A 19,926-nucleotide genomic window follows, 5' to 3' on the forward strand; every position below is an offset into this window, starting at 1 on the left:
TCAGGTGCCCGCGGGGGTCCGGGCCGCGGCGGCGCCGTGCTGGTGCGCCAGGTAGGCGTACTGGCTCGGCAGCCGGTCGACGAAGGTCTTCGCCTGGTGGCGCACCAGCTCGAACTCCCTGACCGCCTCGGCTTCGTCGAGCCTGCCCAGCACCGGGAGCGCCGGGATCTGCAGACCGCCGAGGCCCAACAGCATCGCGGTGTACGAGTAGGGCTCGAAGCCGTGGAAACAGGGGTAGACCGAGTCCGCGTCGGGCAGTTTGGTGCGCCACTGCTCGATGCGCTCGGCGAGGCCGTCCGGCAGCGGACGGGTCTTGGTGTCCCGCCAGTACTGGTTGTCGTCGCGGGCGGCGGCGTAGTAGTGGAGGACGAGGAACTCCCGGACACCGTCCATGACGCGCCCGACCTGCCGGTTGTACGCCTGACGCAGGCGCTCGTCGTCCTCCCGGTCGGGGAGGTGGCGCACCAGCTGTTCGATGGCGTTCTGGATGAAGAAGATGCCGGTCGACTCCAGTGGTTCGACGAACCCGCTGGAGAGCCCGATCGCCACGCAGTTCTTCACCCAGGACTGCGCGCTGCGCCCGATCCTCATCCGGATGTGGTTGACCTCCAGGTCGTCCGCCGCCGGGCCGACGAACTCCCGCAGGGTCCGCTCCGCGCCCTCCTTCGACAGGTAGTCGCCGGCGTACACGTACCCGGTGCCCAGCCGGTCGAGCAGCGGGATCGTCCAGATCCAACCGGCGTCCTGGGCGGTGGCCGTGGTGCACGGGCGCATTCCCCGCGAGGCCACGTCCACCGGCACGCGCAGGGCCACCGCGCTGTCGTTGGGCAGACTGTCCTGGTACGAGAGGAAGGGCACGCCCAGGGCCTGGTTCAGCAGCATGCCGCGGAAGCCCGTGCAGTCGACGAACAGGTCTCCGGCGAGTTCGCCGTGGTCCTTGGTGAGCACGTTCCGGATGTGGCCGCGCTCGTCGAGGCGTACGTCGAGGACGTGGTCGACGACGTGCCGGACACCGCGCTCGGTCCCGTACCGGGTGAGGAAGCGGGCCAGCAGGGTGGCGTCGAAATGGTAGGCGTACGGGAACTGCGTGCCCTGGCCGGTCGGCGCCGCGCGGTGCATGGGGCGGTCGCCGCCGGCCGTGACCTCCTGCTCGAAGATGGTCCCGTCGAGGTACCGGGGCGAGCTCTTCGCCTCGCACAGCGCGGCCAGCACGGACGTGTCGCGGTCGTACCGGTCACCCGGCCGCAGGTGCAGCCACCAGTCGGCCAGCGAGAAGCCCCCGACGGACCGCGGGCGTTCGAACGGGTGGTAGAAGTGGTGCCCCTTGGCGCGCCAGTCCTCGAAGCGGATGGCGAGCTTGTACGAGGCGTGGCACTCGGGCATCCACTCGTGCTCGGCCAGGCCCAGGAACTCGAAGAAGTGCCGCACGGTGCTGAACGTCGCCTCGCCCACCCCGATCGTCGAGACGTTCTCCGATTCGACGAGGGTCACATCGATCCGCTCGCCGAGGGCGGCCTTGAGGTAGGTGGCGGTCATCCACCCGGCGGTCCCGCCGCCGACGATTACCACACGGGAGATCATTTGGTCCTCACCTCGGTTTTCCGTAGTCGAAGGGGTCGTCAGCCGGCGCTGCCGGCGAGCTCCGGAGCGTGCGACGCGCCCCGGTGCCGCCGGAGCTCGGCGAAGGGCAGGACGATGCGCCGCACCAGGTGGTCGACCCCGCTGCTGCCGCCCGTGCCGGGCTCGTCGCCGACCATCCTCGACATCAGACCGAGGTGGGCGACCTTCCAGCGCCAGAATCCGTCGCCGACGTCGAGCAGCCCCTCGCCGACGCGGTACAGCCCGCCCTCGTCGTTCCCGGGGCGGCACACCTGGGCGACCGAGGCGCCGCGGCAGGCCGCGGCGGCCGCGAACGCCTCGTACAGCGCGCCCGCCCGCCGGCCGTCCCCGATCAGCCGGGCGAGCCGGGCGAACTGCTCGGACTGGGCACCGCTCGCGGTGCCGAGGTACGGCCGGAACTCGGCGAAGTGCCGTAGGGGCAGCCGCTCCAGCACCAGGACCTGTTCGTGCAGCACCCGGAGCAGATCGCCCGCCCGCCGCAGGAGCTCCACGCCGGTCTCGATGCCTTCGGGGCCGGACTCCGGCGCGAGGGCCTCCACCACGGCGTCGAGGTCGGCGATCACCTGCTTGAGCCACAGCTCGCAGGACTGGTGCGCGACGATGAAGAAGTGCTCGGACAGTGCCACCGCGCGGTCGGCGGTGGCGGGCGTACGGGGAGTCTGCAGCGAGAGCAGGGTGTCCACCTGCAGGTAGTCCGAGTAGGTCGGATCGGTCGTGGTCAGATCGGTCATGGGTCACTCCGGGTGCAGCACGCGGTCGATGGCACGGCGCCGGCTCAGGCCGTCTCGGTGAGCACCTGGCGCAGGAGACGGACGAACGGCTCGGGCTCGCCCTGGAAGCCGGTGTGGTCGCCGGGGAACTCGAAGAGCTTGGTGCCGAGCTCCTCGGCCAGCGCGGTCGCGGACCGGTGGGAGAGCTGACCCTCGGCGGCGGTACCGCCCGCCACCACGATGCGGTCGGCCACGGCCCGCAGCGCGGCCAGGTCGGGGCGGTGGAGAGCGGTGGGGCGCAGGATGTGCAGGAAGAACCGGTCGAGGATGGCCCGGACGTCGTCCGGCGGGGTGAACGACTCCAGGTCGGTCACCTCGTGCCGGCCGCCGCCGGGCGGCCGGGAGAAGCGCTCGACGCCCGTCAGGGCGGCGTACTTCTTCAGCGCCGCGTTGCGGCCCTCGCCGGCGTAGGTCGCGTAGACCTCTTCGATCCCGGCACGCAACTCCGCCCGGTCCGGCAGCAGTTCGACCAGGGGTGCCTCGTGGGCCACGAGGGTGCGGACCTGCGCGGGGTGGCCGGCGGCCAGCGCGAGGCCGATGGAGGCGCCGCCGCTGCTGCCGAAGACGTACGCCGGCTCCCCGCCGAGCGCCTCCAACAGGCGGTGCACGTCGTCGGTCAACAGGTCGAGCGTCACCTCCGCGTCCGGGTCCTCGACGGTGCTGCGCAGGATGCCGCGGGGGTCGTAGGTGACGACGGTGAAGTGCTCGGCGAGCAGCGGTGTGATGGTCGCGAATCCCCTGCTGCCCATCGGCGCACCGACCAGCAGGAGCAGCGGGCCCGTTCCGCTGGTCTCGTAGCAGATGCGTGCGCCCGGCACGTCCAGCGTGCGGGCGGTCGGGTCGGTGGTCGTCGCCATGTCCGGCTCGTCCTCTCTCTGGTTCTCGTGGTCTGTGTCCCGCAGACGCGGGCGCGGCGGCGGGCTGGACCGGGCTCAGGCCCAGCTCAGCCGCAGCGGGAGCCGCTTCGGGCCGAAGATCCCGCGCGAGTCGTGGAACTCGACGTCCGGGCCGGCCGAGAAGCCGCTCCACCGGTCGAGCATCATCTCCAGCGCGATCCGGGCTTCCAGGCGCGCCAGCGGAGCGCCCACGCAGAAGTGGATCCCGTGCCCGAAGCTGAGGTGCGGGTTGGGCGTGCGGCGGAAGTCGAAGCGGTCCGGGTCGGCGAACCGGTGCTCGTCCCGGTTGGCCGAGGACAGCCAGGTGACGACGATCTGGCCCGCCGGCACGGTGTGCCCGCCGATCCGGACGTCCCTGCTGGTCCTCCGCGTCATGGGGGCGAGCGGCGCGCGGTGGCGCAGCACCTCCTCGATCGCGGTGGGCAGCCCGCCCGGGTCCGCGCGCAGTGCCCGGGCGGCCTCGGGGTGCTCGGACAGGGACAGCACGGCGTTGCCGAGCAGCACCGTGGTGGTGATGTGGCCGGCGAGCAGCAACAGACTGACGAAGCCCACCATCTCCTCGTCCTCCAGACGCTGTCCGTCCACCTCCGCGGCGGCGAGCGCGCTGATCAGGTCGTCCTGGGGCCGGGCGCGCCGGGAGCGGATGTGCTCCAGGCAGTAGGGGTTCATCTCGCGCATGACCGCGGCCATGGACTGCACGCGCTGCTCGTTCGGGATGAGGCCCCCGGTCTGTCCGTCCGGCGACACGAGGGCTTCCGCCCACCGCCGGAAGGTCTTCCGGTCCTCGGCCGGGATGCCCAGGAGCTCGGTGATGACGATGACGGGCAGCGGGTAGGCCAGGTCCGAGACCAATTCGATCCGCTCGGATCCCCGCATGTCGTCCAGCAGCTCGGCGGTGATCTCGGCGATACGGGGTGCCAGCCGGGCCACCACACGCGGCGTGAACGCCTTGCCCACCAGGGCGCGCAGCTTGCGGTGGTCGGGAGGGTCCTTGCGGATGAGGTTGCCCCGGGAGAAGAGGTCGACGTCCTCCTGGGAGGGGGTGATATCGCTGAAGTCCGAGGAGAAGGTGACCGGGTCGGCCAGGATCTGTTCCGCCTCGGTGTACCGGAAGACGTGCCAGACGCCGGCCTGCTCGTCGTGGCTGACGGGCTCCTCCTTCCTCATCCGCCGGAACCAGGCCAGTACGGTCTCTGCGTCTGCGGACTGGTCGGCCAGCCCTGCCCCGCGTTCGGCTGCGGTCATCGCGGTATCCCCCTCGTTCGGTCGGCACGGTGGTCCTGGCCGGTCGCAGGCCAGGCGGAGAACTCCCGGAGGCCGTAGAGCAGCGGTACGTCCGGCCGGGCGTCCACCGCGGCCACCTCGCCGAGGACGACCGTGTGGTCGCCGACGTCGAACAGCGAGGAGACGGCGCATTCGGCGACCGCGAAGGCGTCCTCGACCAGCCGCGGGAGTCCCTCCGCCCCGGTCGGGCGCCAGCTGACGTGTGCGAAGCGGTCCTCCACCGGGGAGGCGAAGACCTCCGCGGCACGGCGCGCCCGCGCGTGCAGCAGGTTCACGGCGAACAGGCCCCGGGACCTGATCGCGTCGAGGGTGCTGCCTTGGGTCTTCAAGCTCACGAGCAGGGTCGGCGGATCGAGGCTCACGCTGCTGAGCGAGGAACAGGTGACTCCGCGGGGCGACCCGTCCCAGCCGGTGCTCGTCACGACCGTCACCCCGGTGGGGAACGAGCTCATCAGCGACCGGAAACCGGCTCCGTCGACGTGGCACCGGTCGGCGGCGCGCGCCGGCTCGGGGCCGGGGGCGGCGGTGGGAAGGGGTTTCACTCCGACCGTCCGGTCACCGACTCGGCGAGGGAGAGGAGCGAACTGAAGGCGGAGGGGGGCCGGTCCGCGTCCCATTCGACTCGGAACTCGTTCTCCAGTCGGTCCAGGAGGATCGTCAGGGTGAGCGAATCGACGCCGAGGTCCAGCAGCGAGACGTCGTGGGGGACCGGCGTACCGTCGGGGAGCTCGTCCCAGACCTCCACCAGGAGGGACTCGAGTCGGGTGAGGACGTGTTCCAGCTCGGTGCTCGCCATGCTCACTCTCCCTGCGTCGGTCGGGCGGTCAGGGCGGCCGCTTCGGCCGCCGCCGCGCGGAGGCTGCGCCGGTCGATCTTCCCGGCGTTGTTGCGCGGCAGCTCCGGCACGGTCAGGAACTCCACCGGCCGCTTGTAGCGGGCCAGTTCTCGGATGGTGAGGTCGCGCAGTTCGCCGGCCAGCCCCGGATCCGGTCCGTCGGCCACGACGCAGGCGTACGGGAGCTCGCCCCAGTCCTCGCTCGGAACTCCGACGACGCACGCCTCGCGTACGGCCGGATGGCCGAGAAGGACCTGTTCGACCTCGGCGGGATAGACCTTCTGGCCGCCGCGGACGATGACGTCCTTGACGCGGCCGGTGAGGTGGATGTAGCCCTGCTCGTCGACCGTCCCGAGATCCCCCGTGCGCACCCAGCCGTCGCGCAACGCGTCCTCGCTCGCCGCGGTGTCCGCCCAGTAGCCGCGCATGACGGCCGGACTGCGTACCCAAAGCTCGCCGATCCGCCCGGTGGGGGAGGGGTGCTCCCGGTCGTCGCGGCTCCGGACGACCGTGCCCGCGGTGGCCCGGCCGATCGACGCGGCCCGGCCCCGGGCTTCCCCCGGTGTGTAGTCGTGGTCGGCGGGTGGCAGGGTCACCACCGGGCCGCCGGCTTCGGTCAGCCCGTACAGCTGGCGGAACCCGCATCCGAGCGCGTCGTGGGCCTCGAGGAGCAGCGACCGCGGCATCGGCGCCGCACCGTAGACGACCTCCTGGAGGCCGGCCATCCGCTCCGGCGCGAACCCCTTGGCCCTGAGCAGGAACCTGAGCATGTCCGGGACGACGAACAGGTGGGTCACCGCGTCCCGGCGGATCGTGGCGAGGCACTCCTGCGGACTGAACATGCGCATCAGCGCCACCGTCGCGCCGGCAGCGAGGTAGATCAGCGGGATCACCATCGCCCCGTGGGAAAGCGGCCCGCAGTGCAGGAAGACGGTGTCCTGGTCCGTCCGGACGTCGGCCAGGTAGCCCAGGGCCACGGAGCGCAGCGAACGGTGGTCCACACAGACGCCCTTGGGCCGGCCCGTCGTCGCCGACGTCTGCAGGATGAACATCAACTCGTCGTCGGGAACCTCGCCGTCGGGCAGGTCGGGTTCGCGGGAAACGGCCTGCCGGTACTCCTCACTCTCGTACCGCAGCACGGGAAGGCCGTGGCCGAGATCCGCCGTACCGGGGAGCCCCGCCTCGCCGATGACGGCCGCGGCCTCGAACCTCCGCACTGCGGAGGCCACTTCCCCGGCCACCGCCCCGTAGTGGAGCGGAACCGCGGCGGCCCCGATCTTGCCGAGGGCGAAGTAGGTCTCCAGCACCTCCAGGCGGTTGTGCGAGACGACCACGACCCGGTGGCCGCGGCCGATACCCAGGCCGAGGAGAGCCGTGGCCAGAGCGTCGGTCCGCCGGTCCAGCTCGGCATAGGTGCATTGCCTCTCGCCGTCGCGGACCGCAATCCGCTCGCCCTGGCGCTGCCGGCCTCTCTCCAGTAGTTGAGCCATCCATGACATGGATGAACACCTCCCCCCTCTCTCGGTATTCCTGGTCCTGATCGGCAACAGGCACATTGCCGGGACAGGGGTTGCGCCAACAACCCTCACTTTGCTGGGGTACCCGATCGGGCATTCGTCTGCTAATGGACCGACTCCGCGCACGCCGGCCGACGTCGGAGATCATCGCCGGGGCTGCGGAAAATGAGTTGCGAATGGAGGGGAGTCGTGAGCTATTCACGCTCGCGTCCACGCGGGCCCGACGGCGGGCGAATTATAGCGAGTCCTAAGGGATTTGGGTACCCTCCAAAATGAGGGTTGTTACGTCGAGGGTCCCTCGGCGATGTTTCTATTGATACGGAAGCGGTACAAGCGCGAGATGTTCCGGCGGGTCGGCTCCCCGACTCCGCCCTCATCGCTGCTTCGTTGCCGAAGAGTTGCGATCGTACGGGGGTAGTGAGATGGCATCTGATATTCCGAAACAGGGTGCTCCTGGTTTCCCGTGGACCCGTTCGGCGCTCCCGGGCCGAGCCCGAGTCTGAGACGCCGCCGGCCTCCGGTCATTTCCTCTTCACACGTCCACCGGTATTCCCTGTCACCTGTGCCGCGCGGTGTCCGACATCGTGGGCCGCTTCGGCGCGCGCTCCGTCGCGAACGCGTGCAGATCGGAATTCAGTCTATGGACCACATCGCCGATTACCCGAGCTCGGCCGACCATGCGGGGGAAGTCCCGCAAGAGCTGGAACGGTTACGCCGGGCGGATCCGGTTTCCCGGGTCCGCCTGCCGGACGGGAGGACCGCCTGGCTCGTGACGCGCCACGAGGACGTGCGGACGGTGCTCTCCGGGGCGGGCTTCACCCGCGACCTGTCGGCCGCTGCCGCTGGCGCGCGGCCGGCAGCCGGTGCGAGCCCCATGCGAACCGTGAACATGGACGGCCGTCCGCACCTCGAACTCCGCCGTCTGGTCTCGAAGGCCTTCGGGGTCCGCCGGATCGACGCGCTCCGCCCGCGCGTGGCGGAGCTGACGGACGGCCTGCTGGACGCGATGGAGAAGGACGGCCGACCCGCTGACCTGGTCCGCCATGTCGCCGCCCCCCTGCCCGCCATCGTCATCTGCGAACTGCTGGGCTTCCCGGTCGCCGACCACGAGGTGCTCGGCCACTGGTGCGACCGGATCACCACGGTGGGCGCCGGTGGTGTCGACCAGGAGGCGTGGCGGGAGCTCAGCGGCTACGTGACCCGCGCGGCCGACGCGAAGCGCGCCGCGCTCGGGCAGGAAGCCCCGCCGGACGAGGACGTGCTGAGCACCCTGGTCCGCGCGCACGACGAGGAGGGGGCGCTCACCCAGGAGGAACTCGTCACGCTGGTCATCGTGGTCCTCGCGGGAGGACTGGAGACGACCCAGACCGCGATCAGTGCCGGACTGCTCCGCCTCTTCCGGCATCCCGATCAGCTGGCGAGACTGCGCGACGACCCCGGGCTGCTGGACCCGGCGATCGAGGAACTGCTCCGCCACCAGCCGGTCATCGACCTGAACCGGGTCCAGGTGGCGACCGAGGACGTCCGGCTGGGCGGCCGGCTCGTGCGCGCCGGCGAACTCGTCCAGATCTCCGTCAACGCCGCCAACCGTGACGACGAGGTCTTCCCCGACGCCGCGCGGTTCGACGTGGAGCGCCGACCCAACCCGCATCTCGCGTTCGGCCACGGAGCCCACCACTGCCTCGGCGCCGCCCTGGCGAGGGTCGAGATGAGAGCGGTGTTCTCGGCGATCCTCCGGCGCTTCCCCGACATGCACCTGGCGGTGCCCCCGGAGAGCCTGCGCTGGCGCGGCGGCCACGTCACCTTGGGGCTGACGGCGCTGCCCGTCGCCTGGTGAGGCCCACCCGTCACCGGGTGAGGCGTGCCCGCCGCACGTGACGGCATCCCGTCACGCGGCGAGGACCGGCCTCCCCGGTACGGCCCTCCCCCCTCGTCCGTCCTCGTCTGTCACGGCCAGGAAGGAAACCTGCACATGCTTGTCTGTCGATATATCGATGACGGGCGGCCCCGTAACGGCCGCCTGGAGCTCCGTGGGGACGGCAGCCACGTCGTTCCCGTGGCGTACGACCGGGCGGCCGGCCGCTGGGTGGAAGCCGGCGGCCCGGCCCGCCCGCTCCCGGAGGTCACCCTCCTGCCGCCCGCCGAGCCGAGCAAGATCGTCTGCGTCGCGCTCAACCGGGCGCCCGAGGGTCACGTGCCCGGCGCCGGCGGGCGTCCGGCCGGCGCCGCCTCGTGCGCGGTCGTCCTCAAACCGCCGTCCTCGCTGACCGGCTCCGGAGACACCGTCGTCCATCCGGGAAGCGCCTGGGAGCTGAAGTACGAGGCCGAGCTGGCCGTCGTGGTCGGAGTGCGCTGTACGCGGGTCCGGCCCGGGGACGCGGCCCGCGTGGTCGCGGGGTACACCTGCGCCAACGACCTCACGGCGTACGCGCTGCCCGCCGCGGACGATTCGGACGGAGCCGCGCGGACGCCGTACCCGCCCGTGTGGGCGAAGCACTTCGACGGGTTCACGCCCCTCGGCCCCTGGATGGCCACGGACCTCGATCCGGCGGACGTGGAGATCACTTGCGCGGTGGACGGCGAGACCGTCCAGCGCGCGACGACCCGTGACCTCCTCACCCCCGTCCACGAGGTGATCGCGGCGGTCAGCGAGCACATGACGCTCTTGCCCGGAGACGTGATCCTCACCGGGACACCGGCGGGGTCGGGTCCGCTGTCGCCCGGCAACCGCGTCGAGGTGTCCATCGCGGGCATCGGCACCCTCACCACCACCATCGGCAAGCCGGAAGAAAGGCAGTGCGAGGGATGACGACCGTCAACAACATGACCCGGCCCGGGGAGTCGGGGCTGTCCGGCCTGACCTCCTTCCTGGCCGGCGGCGACCTGCTGCAACGCGAGCTGACCGCGATCTGGAGCGGACGCCGCGAGCCGCTCGGCGCCATCGCCGAGCACGCCCTGGTCCCGGCCGGGAAGCTGCTCCGGCCCCTCCTGGTGCTGGAGTCGGCCCGGTGCGTCGGCGGGTCCCCGGAAGAGCTGACCGAACTGGCCCTGGCCGTCGAGTACCTGCACGTGGCCACGCTGATCCACGACGACATCATCGACGAGGACGACATCCGGCGCGGGCGCCCGTCCGTCCAGGCCGCCTTCGGCATCCCCGCGGCCATCGTGGCCGGCGACGGTCTGATCCTGGAGACCTTCGCCGCCCTCACCGGCGCCCGGCCCGCGGGGGTCTCGGCCGCCGACATCGTGGCGGTCACGTCGATCATGGCCTCGGCCGGGGTGGGAGTGTGCCGCGGACAGCTACTGGAGTCCGAGTTCGTCGGCGACCTCAACTGCGGCGTGGACCAGTACGTGACCATGGCTCAGCTGAAGACCGGGGCGCTCTTCGAGGCGGCCTGCCGGATCGGTGCGGTGCTCGGCACCGACCGCCAGGACTGGATCGACGCCCTGGGCACCTTCGGCATGCGGCTCGGGACCGCGTTCCAGGTCCGGGACGACCTCCTGGCCTTCGACGACTCCTCGGCGCCCATCGGCAAGCCGCGCGAGAGCGACCTGGAGAACCGGCGGCCCACCCTGCCGATCCTGCTGAGCTACCAGCGTGCCTCACCCGGCGAACGCTGGGAGCTGGAGCGGGTGTTCCGCGAGGACTCCGCGAGCGAGGAGTCCTTCGCCGTGGTCGGCAAGATCGTCGAGAGCACCGGAGGCCGCGAGGCGGCGCAGCAGTTCGCCGCCGACCTGATCGCCGACGCGAAGGACTGCCTCACGAGACTGCCCGCCGGCGAGAGCACCGAGACGCTCGCCCAGATCGCGGACTACTCGTCCGGCCGCGCGTTCTGACGTGGCCGGCACCCCGCTCGGCCGGACGCTCGGCGCGCACCTGCACACCTGGCGGCCCTACACGCTCTGGTATCCCGGTCTGGTCGGGCTGGCCGGCGCCACCCTGACCGCCGCCGCGCACTCCGCCCCGCTCTCGGCCGCGCGGATGCTGGTCGCCTGGCTGGTCCCCACCGCGGTCTGGACGGCCGCGCACTACCTGGGCGACTACCTCGACCGGGACCTCGACGCCATCGACAAGCCGCAGCGGCCGATCCCCTCGGGCCGGATGAGCCCCCCGACAGCGCTCGCCTGCGGCGCCGTCCTGGCCGCGGCGGCGACCGTCGTCGCGGTGGTCCTCAACTGGCACACGATCCTGCTCCTGGCGGTCGGAATCGGAGGGGCGATCGCGTACAACGGCCTCTTCAAGGCCCGTGGGATCTGGGGCAACATCGTCCGCGGCGCCCTCACCGGCGCGGCGTTCGTCTTCGGCACGATGACCGCGGCACCGTTTCCGCCGGCCGGACTGCTGCTGTTCGCCGCGGTGTTCTGGGCGCACGACGCCGCCTCGAACCTCGTCGGCACCCTGCGCGACGTCGCCGGGGACCGCGAGGGCGGATACGCCACCTTCGCCGTGCGCCACGGCCTGCGTACGGCGGCGCGTACGGCGGCGGTCCTCTACGGCGCGGCCGTCGCGACCGCGCTGGCGGGGGCGGCGGTGGTACCGGGCCGGGAGACCGGCTACCTCCTGCTGGTGCTGCTCGCCGCGATCGGCGGATGCGGAGCCTTCCGGCTGCTCTTCGTCCCGGGGCGCGCCCTCACCCCGCGCGTCGCCCTCAGCTCGCACGAAGTGCTGGTCGCCGAGCGGCTCGTCCTCGCCGACGCCCTGCTCGTGCCGGGCCTCGGGCTGCCGGCGGCACTCGGCATCCTCGCCCTGGCACTCGTACTGACCATCGGCACCCAGCGGACGATGCGTTCCCGGCACGAGTTCGCACCGGGGGACCGCGCACCGTCCGCCCCATGAACCGACCGACCCCTGGCGGGGAGAAGGAGAACGCATTCCGTGTGCTCAGCTCTGGACAGTCGCGTCGAGGCGTCGATCACGCAGGCCGCCGAGACCATGTTCGCCCTACAGCGCCCCGACGGCTCCTGGCCCAACCGACGGCCCACCGCCGTGCTGGGGACGGCGGGAGCGGTGGCCGCCCTGCACATCGCCGACCGCGAGCGCTCCCGTGATCTCGTCGACGGCGGAGCGCGGTGGCTGCTGGCCGCCAGGAACGCCGACGGCGGCTGGGGCGGAGTCGGCGGCGCCCCCACCCAGCTCGTCCCCACCGTGATCGCGGCGGCGAGCTTGCACCTGCTGGATCCGGCCGGGCACCGGGAGCCCGTACGCCGCGCCCTGGACCTGGTCCGCGCGCACGGCGGCGTGGAGGCGCTCGCCGATCCCGGCATCGCCCACCTGGCGAGGACGTTCCTCGCCCTCGCGGGCCTCGGGGACGTCAAGGGCTCACGGCGCATCCCGCTGGAGCTCCTCCTCCTGCCCCGCCGGCTGTGGCGCGGCAGGCTGTCCTTCCGGGTGGCGCCGTTCGTCGCGATGGCGTTCCTCCAGGCGCACCTCGCCCCGCCGGCCGGGCTCGGCCGCCTCCTGTACCGCTCCGCCCGGCGGGCCGGTCTGCGCACGCTCGCCCGGGTGGAAGCGGGCGAGAACGAGCGCGGCGGATACGGCGGGGACAACTGGCTGGTCGCCGTGGTGTGCCTCGGTCTCAGCGGCGCCGGGGCCCCCTCCGCGATGACCGCGGACACGGTCGACTACCTGCGCTCCCACGTGCAGGCGGACGGCTCCTGGCACATCATGCAGGGCCTCGACCTGATCGGCGGATCCTTCGTTGCCCGCGGCCTGGCCCAGGCCGGCTACGCCCGTGACGAACGCCTGGCGCGGGCACGGCAGTGGCTGCGGGGCTGCCAGCAGGACCAGCCCTTCCCCGTGTTCGACGCTCCGCCCGGCGGCTGGGGGTGGGAAGGCCCGCGCGGCTGGCCGAACTTCCTCGACAGCGCCAACGTACTGTCCGCCCTCCAGACCGGCGGTGAGGCAGAAGGCGAGGAGCAACTGCGCCGCGGGCTGCGCTGGCTCCAGTCCCGGCAGGACCGTACGGGCTCGTGGGGCACCTTCGTCCCCGACACCACACTCGCCAACGACGGCCCCTGCCCCTACGTCACCGCACAGGCCGTCGACGTCGCCCTGACCGGCGGCGCCTCCCCGGACCACCCCAGTGTGCGCCGTGCCCTGGACTGGCTGCGCGCCCGCCAGCGGCCGGACGGCACCTACGAGGCCCTGTGGTACCGGGGGCTCACCCCCGGGACCGCCATGGTGCTGGTGGCCTTCGGCCGTGCCGGGCTCACCGCGGATCCGGTGGCCCGGCGGGCCCGCGAGGCCCTGCTGCGGGCCCAGCTCCCCGACGGCTCCTGGGGGCCGGGCGACACCGGGATCCTCGGCGACGACCCCGCGCGGGGGACGGTGGAGGAGACCGCCTGGGCCCTGCGGGCACTCCTCGCCGGCGGGATGCCGGCCGACGCCCCCCGGATCCGGAGTGCGGCGGACTGGATCCTGGCGGCGCAGCAGCCGGACGGGCTGTGGCCGGCGGGTCAGGTCTGCATGCACGTCCGCAACCTCGCCTACTACGTGGACGGACTCATCGTGAACGGTCTCGCCCTGACGGCACTGGGCGGCTACCGGTCCGCTCTGGCCACGACCACGACCACGACGGCTGCCGAGAAGGAGGAGGTGTGAGGGGCCCGGGGCAGGGGCACGTGCGGGAGACGAACGCAGCCGAGGAGGCCGGTGTCGTGATCTGCGGGGCCGGAGTGGCCGGCCTCGCGGCGGCCTGCGCACTCGGCCGGCAGGGCGTGGACGTCCTGCTGCTGGAGAAGCAGCGCAAGCAGCCCCCGGTCGCCAAGGGCGAGGTGCTCCAGCCCGGTTCGCTGGACCTCCTGCACCGCTGGGGCGTCCTGCCGGCGCTGGAGGCCCGGCGGGCGGTCCGCCTCGAGCGGCTCGTCGCCCGGCGCGCCGACGGCAGCGAACTGCTCACCATGGACTTCGGGGCGCTCGACGGCGAGCGGCCCTGGATGCTCTCCCTCGACTACGCGACGATCCTGGAATGCCTGGAGGAGTCGCTCGGCGCCGTCGTGCGCCGGCGGCGCGGGGTACTGGTCAACGACCTGGTCAGGGACGGCGGAGGCCGCGTCGTAGGGCTGCGGGTCACCGAAGGCGGGAAGGAGCGCGAGATCCGCGCCGGGGTCGTGCTGGCCGCCGACGGCAGGTCCTCACGCCTGCGCCGCCTGTCCGGGATGACCGCGGACCCGGTCGCGTACGACCACCGGCTGCTCTCCTTCGAACTCGAAGGGAAGCCGCCGGTGGACGACGAGGTCTCCGCCTACGTCACGGACCGCGGGCTGGTGATGGTCTATCCGCTGCCGGACGAGCGGATCCGGGTCTATGTCCAGGTCGCCGCGGACGAGCTGCGCAAGGCGGACCAGGCGCGGCTCCAGCAGTGGTGCGACGAGCTCCTCGCCGACGTGCCCGCCCTCGCTCCGCTCGCCACGGCGCTGAAGGGCGGCCTGGACAGCCGGCAACTGCTGCCGGTCTTCCAGTTCCGGGCGCCGTCCCTGGTACGGCCGGGCATCGCGCTGATCGGTGAGGCGGCGCACGGCGTGCACCCGCTGGCGGCCCAGGGCATGAACACGGCCATCGCCGATGCCGCCGCGTTCGCCTCCCGGCTGGCCGCGGTGGACCTCACCGATCCGGCCGCCGCCGACGCCGCGCTGCGCGCGTACGAGGGCGAACGCCTCGGCAGCGTCAAGGCGATCCACACCATGAGCCACAACGCCGCGCGGATGATGACCAGCACCTCGCGCGGCGGCCGGATGCTGGGCCGGCGCCTGCTCACCGGAACGTCCAGGAGCCCCCGGCTGCGCCACCTGACGACCTACAACATGTCGGGCCTCGGCATGCGCCCGCTCACCGCTCTGGACCGGCTGGTCCAGCTCGGGCTGCTGCCCGAGCGGAGGGCACGGCCCGTCGGCGGGGCCGGGTGATCCGTCGCCGCGGGCCGAACGAGCAGGACCCATACAGGGGTTGGAAGACGAGTGAAAGGGTTGCAACCATGTCGAACTTACGCGGGACGGCCTTCGAAGTCCGCCCGTTGACCGCTGCTCTCGGCGCGGAGATCCACGGCCTGCGACTGGAGGCCGTCACCGACGAGGAGTTCGCCGAGCTGCGCCGTCTGCTGCTGGAGCACCTGGTTCTCTTCATCCCGGACCAGCAGGGATGGTCGCCCGAGGCGCGCACCGCCTTCGGCCGCAGACTCGGCGAACTGGAGGTCCACCCCTACCTGCCCCACCTCGACGGACATCCCGAGATCCAGATCATCGACTCGGAGCAGGACGGCAAGATCCCCATCTGGCACACCGACATGACCTACTCGCCGAACCCTCCGATCGGGTCGATCCTGCAGATCGTGCGCAGCCCCGGCGTGGGGGGCGACACGATGTGGTCGAACCAGTACCTGGCCTACGAGGCGCTCTCCGCCCCGCTGCGGGAACTGCTCGACGGGCTCACCGCGGTCCACGCCATCCACATCCCCGGACTGGACAGCCGGGCCGAGCACCCCGTGGTCCGGGTCCACCCCGAGACGGGCCGCCGCTCGCTCTTCGTCAACCGGGCCCACACCTCGCACATCGTGCAGCTCAGCCGGACCGAGAGCGATGCTCTCCTGCAGTACCTCGCCGAGTTCTCCACCTCCCCGCAGTTCACCTGCCGGTACCGGTGGCGGCAGGGGGACGTGGCGATCTGGGACAACCGGGTCACGCAGCACTACGCCGTCGACGACTACGAACAGCGCCGCACGGGTCTGCGGGTCGTCGTGCTCGGCGACACGCCCACCGGGAACGAGGCCCGGTGGGCGCGGTACGAGCCCAAGCCGGGCGAGCGCTACGCGCCGGCCCGGATCAATGCCAAGGAGTCCTACTGACGGCCTTTTCGCGACGGATCCGACGGACAGCTCGATCTCATATGCGTTCATGCGCAGGCTAAAGCGAGGTGTTGAGTGACGTGTTAGGAACATCGCAACTACTCACCCCCAGGCAGACCGAGGTGGTCCGGCTCGCCGTTCTGGGCCTGACCGCGAAGGAAACCGCCCGTCGACTGGGCATTTCGAAGAACACGGTGGACGAGCACCTGCGTGACGCCCGGGTGCGGGTCGGGGCACGCACCAAGTCCCGGCTGATCGGGTGGGCGGTCGCCTCCGGGATCGTCCAGTTCTGACGGTCCGTTCCCGAAGGCGCCTGCACGACGCAAGGGGCGGTGGCCCGGTTGAGCATCAGCCGGGCCACCGTCCTTACCCGTCCGCCGGTGCGGTCCACCGGGAGTCAGCGGCGGACGGCGGCGGGCGTGTCCCGGGCGACCGGCTCCCAGTCGTCCTCGGCCTCGGGGCGGCGCCGGGGAAGGAACCACCGCAGCAGGGGCCCGGCCATCGCCGTGGTCACCACCGCCATGACCACCATCAGCGAGTACAGGTCCCGGTCGATGATGCCCAGACTCAGCCCCACGCTCAGCGCGACGAGTTCGGTCAGTCCGCGGGTGTTCATCAACGTGGCCAGCGCCGCGGACTGCCGGGCCGGTACCCCGTGGCCGCGTGCGGCGAGGAACGCGCCGACGAACTTCCCGCCCACGGCGACCAGGAGGATCAGCGCCAGGTCGGCGAGGCCGCCCAGGCCGATCCCGGACAGGTCGACCGCCAGGCCGGCGGTGAGGAAGAAGACCGGCAGCAGCAGGGTCTGGCTCAGCTGCCCGAGCCGGTCGTGGATCTGCGCGCGCAGGGACGCGGACTGCTCGCGCGGGATGAGGGCGCCGAAGAGGAACGCGCCGAAGATGAAGTGCAGGCCGGCCCACTCCGTCGCGGCCGCGGAGAGCAGCAGCCCGGCGAGGACGCACGCGAACCCGGTCGGGGTGAGCTGCCGGTGCCGGTGCCGGTGCCGGTGCCGCGCGCCGACAGGCGCCGCAGCAGTGGCCGTACGACGAACAGCATGCCCAGGAGGTAGGGGACCATGAGCAGGAGCCGCCACTGGCCGACACCGGCCGCACCGCTGACGGCGGTCACACCGGCGAGCACCGACCAGGCCAGGACGTCGTCGATGGAGGCGCAGGCGAGCGCGAGGGCGCCCAGGGCCGTACGGTCCAGGCCCCGTTCGGTGAGGATCCGGGCGAGTACCGGGAACGCCGTGATCGACATCGCGATGCCCATGAAGAGGACGAACGCCACGTCGTTCGGGCTGTGGTGATCCCGCAGGAGGTACAGGCCCAGAGCGCTGCCCAGGCCGAAGGGAAGGAGGACGGAGCTCAGGGACACGGTGACCGCGAGAGTACCGGAGCGCCGGGCGCGGTCGAGGTCCCAGTCCAGGCCCACGGTGAACATGAAGACGGCGACCCCGACCGTGGCCAGGGCGGTGAGCTGCGGCCGGATGTCCGTCGGGAAGAGGTGGTCGGAGATCACGTCGCCGGCCAGCGTCGGCCCCAGCAGGATGCCGGCCAGGACCTCGCCGATCACCGCCGGTTGGTCGAGGCGCCGGGCCAGCGCGCCCAGCAGGCGGGCGAGCAGCACGACCGTCGCGAGCCCGATGAGCAGTTCCGTGATGTGCTGGGCTTTCATGTGACCCGTTTCTGTCGGACGGGTGGGAGCCGGTGCGTGGCGGGCCGGCAACTCGTCTGCCACGGCACGGGTGTGACGGCTGCCGGCGGACGTCCCGCCGGCCGTGCCCGAGCGGGCGGCGGGGGCCGCGGGACTCCGGCGCGCCGTTCTTCCGGGCTGCGCGGAGGGTCGGGCGTACTCGGCGGTGGAGGCGTCAAGGCCGGTGCCGCACCGGCACGTTCGGCCGGATCCCGGAGGGCGTTTCGGTACGGGGAGCGCCGATCGGGCGCAGAGCCGCGGCACCGGGCTCCGGGCCGTGGCGCCGGAGCTCCTGATCCCGTGCTGCGGTCCGTCCCTGCGAGCGGCACCCGGCCCGGCGTCATGGACGCCGGCGACGGCGCAACTCGCTTGCGTCAGCGCGGAGATGAAGATGCCCGCACGATAGTGGGCGACCGCCCACGCGTCAACGAGGCCGTCGGGACGCGCTCGTCCCGCCGAAGGGTTCGGGCCGGGTCGGAGGCGGGTCCGCAGACCCCGGTCCGGGGTCCCGGGGCGTCGCTACGGTCGAGCGGCGCCGGCGACGACCGAGCTCACGACCTTACGGACGTCGGCGACGTCGGGCGCGACACCCCCGCGGCCGGCGAACAGCAGGTGGCCGGATCCGATCAGGGTGAGGGCGAGCGTGTCGACGTCGGCGTCGCTCACGAGGCGGCCCTGCTCGCGCTCGGCGGCGAGGTACGCGGCGAACATCGCGGTGGCCTCGGCCAGGACCGGGACGCCCATGGAGCCCGCCTGGTGCAGCCGGGCGCGCAGTTCGTCCCGGGCGGTGACGAGGCCGACGATCGCCACGGCGACCGACTCGAAGAGGTCCGTCAGCGCCGTGGTGAGGTTGTCCACGACCGTCCCCGTGCCGACCGAGGCCGACATGGCGGCGGCCTGGGCCTGGATCCGGCCGATGCGGTCCAGGACGAGCTCGGCGAGGAAGGCGTCGAAGTCGGCGAAGTGCCGGTGCAGGACGCCCTTGGCGCAGCCGGCCTCGGCGGTGACCGCCCGGCTGGTCAGCGCGTTCGGCCCGTGCTGGAGCAGGACTCGCTCGGCTGCGTCGAACAGCTGCTGGGACACGTCGCGGATCGCTACCCCTGTCGGCATTCGGGCCTCCCTCGCCTTTCTCGCGGACCTCGTGCGTTTCATGCGTAACGAGCCCAGGCGTTGACGAGTGGGCATCTGCCCACTACGGTGGGCGCATGCCCACTATACCCTTGAATGCGTCTACAGGCATGCCCTCGGGGTGCCCGCAAACGGCGGCAGTGGCAGGGCGTGACGCCTATACGGTACCCGCGCCGGTCCTCGCGGCATGGCGGCAGGCGCCGGTGCGGGAAGTCACCACCGAGTCCGGCCAGAAGGGCTGGCTCGTCACCGGAATGGACGAAGTCCGCACCGTGCTCTCCGACGCGCGGTTCAGCCGGGCCGAGGCGCGCCGGATCGGCGCGGTGGTCGTTCCGTCGGCGGTCCTGGCGAAACCCGGGATCAACGACCTGGACGGACCCGAACACGCCCGGATGCGCCGCCTGGTGGCGGGGGCGTTCAGCGCCCGCCGGATCCGCGCCCTCCGGCCGCGCATCGAGCAGATCGCCGACGAGCTCGTCGCGCGTCTCGCCGCCGCCGGGCCCACCGCCGACCTGGTCGCCGGGTTGTGCCGCCCCCTGCCACTCACCGTGATCTTCGAGAACCTCGGTGTTCCGCAACAGGACCGGGAACTGTTCAGCGGCTGGGCCGATCGCGTCATGGCCACCACCGCCTACCCGCCCGGAGAGTCCCTGCAGGCCCTCGAGGCGGTCGTCTCGTACATGGCCGACCTGGTGGCGGCCAAGCGCCTGGCCCCCGACGACAGCCTGCTCCAGGAGCTGATCACGGCCCGCGACGAGGGCGACCGGCTGAGCGAGACGGAGCTCGTCCACCTCGGCTGCGGCCTGCTCATGGCCGGCAACGAGTCCACCGCGACGGAGCTCGGCAAGGGGCTGGCGGCCCTGCTCGACCACCCGGACCAGCTGGCGGCGTTGCGCGCCGATCCCTCCCTGGTACCCGGTGCCGTGGAGGAAGTGCTGCGGTACGCGCCGCTGAGCGCCCGCGAGAACGCCGGTCAGGTACGGGCCACCACCTGTGAGGTGGAGCTCGGCGGCGTCGTCATCCCCGCGCAGAGCGTGGTCTTCGCCAGCCTGCCGGGTGCCAATTTCGACCCGGAGGCGTTCCCCGAGCCCGAGCGGTTCGACGTCGCCCGCGAGGGTGCCGGCGGACACCTCACCTTCGGCCACGGCGCGCACCGCTGCCTGGGCGCCCAACTGGCGCGGATGGAGCTGGAGGTGGCGCTGCGCGCCGTGCTCGCCGCGTTCCCCGGACTGCGGCTGGCCGTACCCGCCGGTGAACTCGCCAACGCCGAGGGGCGGCTCATCAGCGGAATGCGGGAACTCCCCGTCACCTGGTGACTCCGCCGCACGTCCCTCGCCCCCA

Annotated in this window: 18 protein-coding genes and 1 pseudogene; 9 read left to right on the forward strand and 10 right to left on the reverse strand. The window is 72.3% G+C overall.

All coding sequences use genetic code 11. From position 1 onward, the window contains the following. The 7 genes from AB0D29_RS34895 to AB0D29_RS34925 all read right to left on the reverse strand — a co-directional run bounded on the left by AB0D29_RS34895 (position 1) and on the right by AB0D29_RS34925 (position 6,904). Positions 1-1,581 (reverse strand): tryptophan halogenase family protein, encoded by a 1,581-nt coding sequence (locus tag AB0D29_RS34895; RefSeq protein ID WP_362859809.1) that lies wholly within the window; start codon positions 1,579-1,581, stop codon positions 1-3. Positions 1,582-1,619: 38 nt separating this feature from the next. After that, positions 1,620-2,351 (reverse strand): tryptophan 2,3-dioxygenase family protein, encoded by a 732-nt coding sequence (locus AB0D29_RS34900; protein ID WP_362859810.1) that lies wholly within the window; start codon positions 2,349-2,351, stop codon positions 1,620-1,622. Positions 2,352-2,395: 44 nt separating this feature from the next. Beyond that, positions 2,396-3,247 (reverse strand): alpha/beta hydrolase, encoded by an 852-nt coding sequence (locus AB0D29_RS34905; RefSeq protein ID WP_362859811.1) that lies wholly within the window; start codon positions 3,245-3,247, stop codon positions 2,396-2,398. 75 nt (positions 3,248-3,322) lie between these two features. Further along, positions 3,323-4,531 (reverse strand): cytochrome P450, encoded by a 1,209-nt coding sequence (locus tag AB0D29_RS34910; RefSeq protein WP_362859813.1) that lies wholly within the window; start codon positions 4,529-4,531, stop codon positions 3,323-3,325. After that, complete coding sequence (locus AB0D29_RS34915; RefSeq protein ID WP_362859815.1) at positions 4,528-5,112, reverse strand: flavin reductase family protein; 585 nt, start codon at positions 5,110-5,112, stop codon at positions 4,528-4,530. The genes AB0D29_RS34910 and AB0D29_RS34915 overlap by 4 nt, the downstream gene beginning before the upstream one ends. Continuing rightward, positions 5,109-5,366: a phosphopantetheine-binding protein gene (locus AB0D29_RS34920; RefSeq protein ID WP_362859817.1), complete on the reverse strand. Its 258-nt coding sequence runs from the start codon at positions 5,364-5,366 to the stop codon at positions 5,109-5,111. The genes AB0D29_RS34915 and AB0D29_RS34920 overlap by 4 nt, the downstream gene beginning before the upstream one ends. Positions 5,367-5,368: 2 nt before the next feature. Beyond that, positions 5,369-6,904 carry an AMP-binding protein gene (locus AB0D29_RS34925; protein ID WP_362859819.1) on the reverse strand — a complete coding sequence of 512 codons (1,536 nt, stop codon included), beginning with the start codon at positions 6,902-6,904 and terminating at the stop codon, positions 5,369-5,371. A 787-nt stretch (positions 6,905-7,691) separates the two neighbouring features. On the opposite strand from AB0D29_RS34925, the gene AB0D29_RS34930 reads away from it, so the two are divergent. The 8 genes from AB0D29_RS34930 to AB0D29_RS34965 all read left to right on the forward strand — a co-directional run bounded on the left by AB0D29_RS34930 (position 7,692) and on the right by AB0D29_RS34965 (position 16,055). Next, positions 7,692-8,759: a cytochrome P450 gene (locus tag AB0D29_RS34930; RefSeq protein WP_362859821.1), complete on the forward strand. Its 1,068-nt coding sequence runs from the start codon at positions 7,692-7,694 to the stop codon at positions 8,757-8,759. A gap of 135 nt (positions 8,760-8,894) precedes the next feature. After that, the gene (locus tag AB0D29_RS34935) at positions 8,895-9,731 is read left to right on the forward strand and encodes a fumarylacetoacetate hydrolase family protein (protein ID WP_362859822.1); all 837 of its coding nucleotides are present in this window, start codon (positions 8,895-8,897) and stop codon (positions 9,729-9,731) included. After that, positions 9,728-10,759 carry a polyprenyl synthetase family protein gene (locus tag AB0D29_RS34940; RefSeq protein WP_362859824.1) on the forward strand — a complete coding sequence of 344 codons (1,032 nt, stop codon included), beginning with the start codon at positions 9,728-9,730 and terminating at the stop codon, positions 10,757-10,759. The genes AB0D29_RS34935 and AB0D29_RS34940 overlap by 4 nt, the downstream gene beginning before the upstream one ends. Position 10,760: 1 nt before the next feature. Beyond that, entirely contained in the window at positions 10,761-11,759 is a 999-nt protein-coding gene (locus AB0D29_RS34945; protein ID WP_362859825.1) for a UbiA family prenyltransferase, read from the forward strand. Between the two features lie 39 nt (positions 11,760-11,798). After that, positions 11,799-13,523, forward strand: a complete 1,725-nt coding sequence (locus AB0D29_RS34950) for a prenyltransferase/squalene oxidase repeat-containing protein (protein WP_362859827.1) — start codon at positions 11,799-11,801, stop codon at positions 13,521-13,523. Next, on the forward strand, positions 13,520-14,827 hold the full coding sequence (locus AB0D29_RS34955) for an NAD(P)/FAD-dependent oxidoreductase (protein WP_362859829.1): 1,308 nt from the start codon (positions 13,520-13,522) through the stop codon (positions 14,825-14,827). Before AB0D29_RS34950 ends, AB0D29_RS34955 begins: the two co-directional genes overlap by 4 nt. A 68-nt stretch (positions 14,828-14,895) precedes the next feature. After that, positions 14,896-15,762, forward strand: a complete 867-nt coding sequence (locus AB0D29_RS34960; RefSeq protein WP_362859830.1) for a TauD/TfdA family dioxygenase — start codon at positions 14,896-14,898, stop codon at positions 15,760-15,762. Positions 15,763-15,842: 80 nt separating this feature from the next. Beyond that, the gene (locus tag AB0D29_RS34965; RefSeq protein ID WP_362859832.1) at positions 15,843-16,055 is read left to right on the forward strand and encodes a helix-turn-helix transcriptional regulator; all 213 of its coding nucleotides are present in this window, start codon (positions 15,843-15,845) and stop codon (positions 16,053-16,055) included. A 104-nt stretch (positions 16,056-16,159) separates the two neighbouring features. Here the strand turns inward: AB0D29_RS34965 and AB0D29_RS34970 are convergent, their stop codons facing one another. The 3 genes and pseudogenes from AB0D29_RS34970 to AB0D29_RS34980 all read right to left on the reverse strand — a co-directional run bounded on the left by AB0D29_RS34970 (position 16,160) and on the right by AB0D29_RS34980 (position 18,567). Further along, the gene (locus AB0D29_RS34970) at positions 16,160-16,855 is read right to left on the reverse strand and encodes a cation:proton antiporter (RefSeq protein ID WP_362859833.1); all 696 of its coding nucleotides are present in this window, start codon (positions 16,853-16,855) and stop codon (positions 16,160-16,162) included. Further along, positions 16,834-17,439, reverse strand: a pseudogene (locus AB0D29_RS34975) (cation:proton antiporter); the annotation flags it as partial. The pseudogene AB0D29_RS34975 and the gene AB0D29_RS34970, both read right to left, overlap by 22 nt. Positions 17,440-17,976: 537 nt before the next feature. Beyond that, positions 17,977-18,567, reverse strand: coding sequence for a helix-turn-helix domain-containing protein (locus AB0D29_RS34980; RefSeq protein ID WP_362859835.1), 591 nt, complete (start codon positions 18,565-18,567; stop codon positions 17,977-17,979). A gap of 221 nt (positions 18,568-18,788) precedes the next feature. On the opposite strand from AB0D29_RS34980, the gene AB0D29_RS34985 reads away from it, so the two are divergent. Then, on the forward strand, positions 18,789-19,901 hold the full coding sequence (locus tag AB0D29_RS34985; RefSeq protein WP_362859836.1) for a cytochrome P450: 1,113 nt from the start codon (positions 18,789-18,791) through the stop codon (positions 19,899-19,901). The last annotated feature ends 25 nt before the right edge of the window (positions 19,902-19,926 follow it).

Origin of the sequence: Streptomyces sp. NPDC048424 (genome assembly GCF_040651555.1) — a bacterium.
GTDB lineage: Bacteria > Actinomycetota > Actinomycetes > Streptomycetales > Streptomycetaceae > Streptomyces.

Excerpts from the sequence above, each read along its gene's own strand:
- AB0D29_RS34980 (WP_362859835.1), bottom strand. The coding sequence starts at position 18,567 with ATGCCGACAGGGGTAGCGATCCGCGACGTGTCCCAGCAGCTGTTCGAC.
- AB0D29_RS34895 (WP_362859809.1), bottom strand. The coding sequence starts at position 1,581 with ATGATCTCCCGTGTGGTAATCGTCGGCGGCGGGACCGCCGGGTGGATG.
- AB0D29_RS34935 (WP_362859822.1), top strand. The coding sequence starts at position 8,895 with ATGCTTGTCTGTCGATATATCGATGACGGGCGGCCCCGTAACGGCCGC.
- AB0D29_RS34905 (WP_362859811.1), bottom strand. The coding sequence starts at position 3,247 with ATGGCGACGACCACCGACCCGACCGCCCGCACGCTGGACGTGCCGGGC.
- AB0D29_RS34910 (WP_362859813.1), bottom strand. The coding sequence starts at position 4,531 with ATGACCGCAGCCGAACGCGGGGCAGGGCTGGCCGACCAGTCCGCAGAC.
- AB0D29_RS34925 (WP_362859819.1), bottom strand. The coding sequence starts at position 6,904 with ATGTCATGGATGGCTCAACTACTGGAGAGAGGCCGGCAGCGCCAGGGC.
- AB0D29_RS34920 (WP_362859817.1), bottom strand. The coding sequence starts at position 5,366 with ATGGCGAGCACCGAGCTGGAACACGTCCTCACCCGACTCGAGTCCCTC.
- AB0D29_RS34900 (WP_362859810.1), bottom strand. The coding sequence starts at position 2,351 with ATGACCGATCTGACCACGACCGATCCGACCTACTCGGACTACCTGCAG.
- AB0D29_RS34960 (WP_362859830.1), top strand. The coding sequence starts at position 14,896 with ATGTCGAACTTACGCGGGACGGCCTTCGAAGTCCGCCCGTTGACCGCT.
- AB0D29_RS34940 (WP_362859824.1), top strand. The coding sequence starts at position 9,728 with ATGACGACCGTCAACAACATGACCCGGCCCGGGGAGTCGGGGCTGTCC.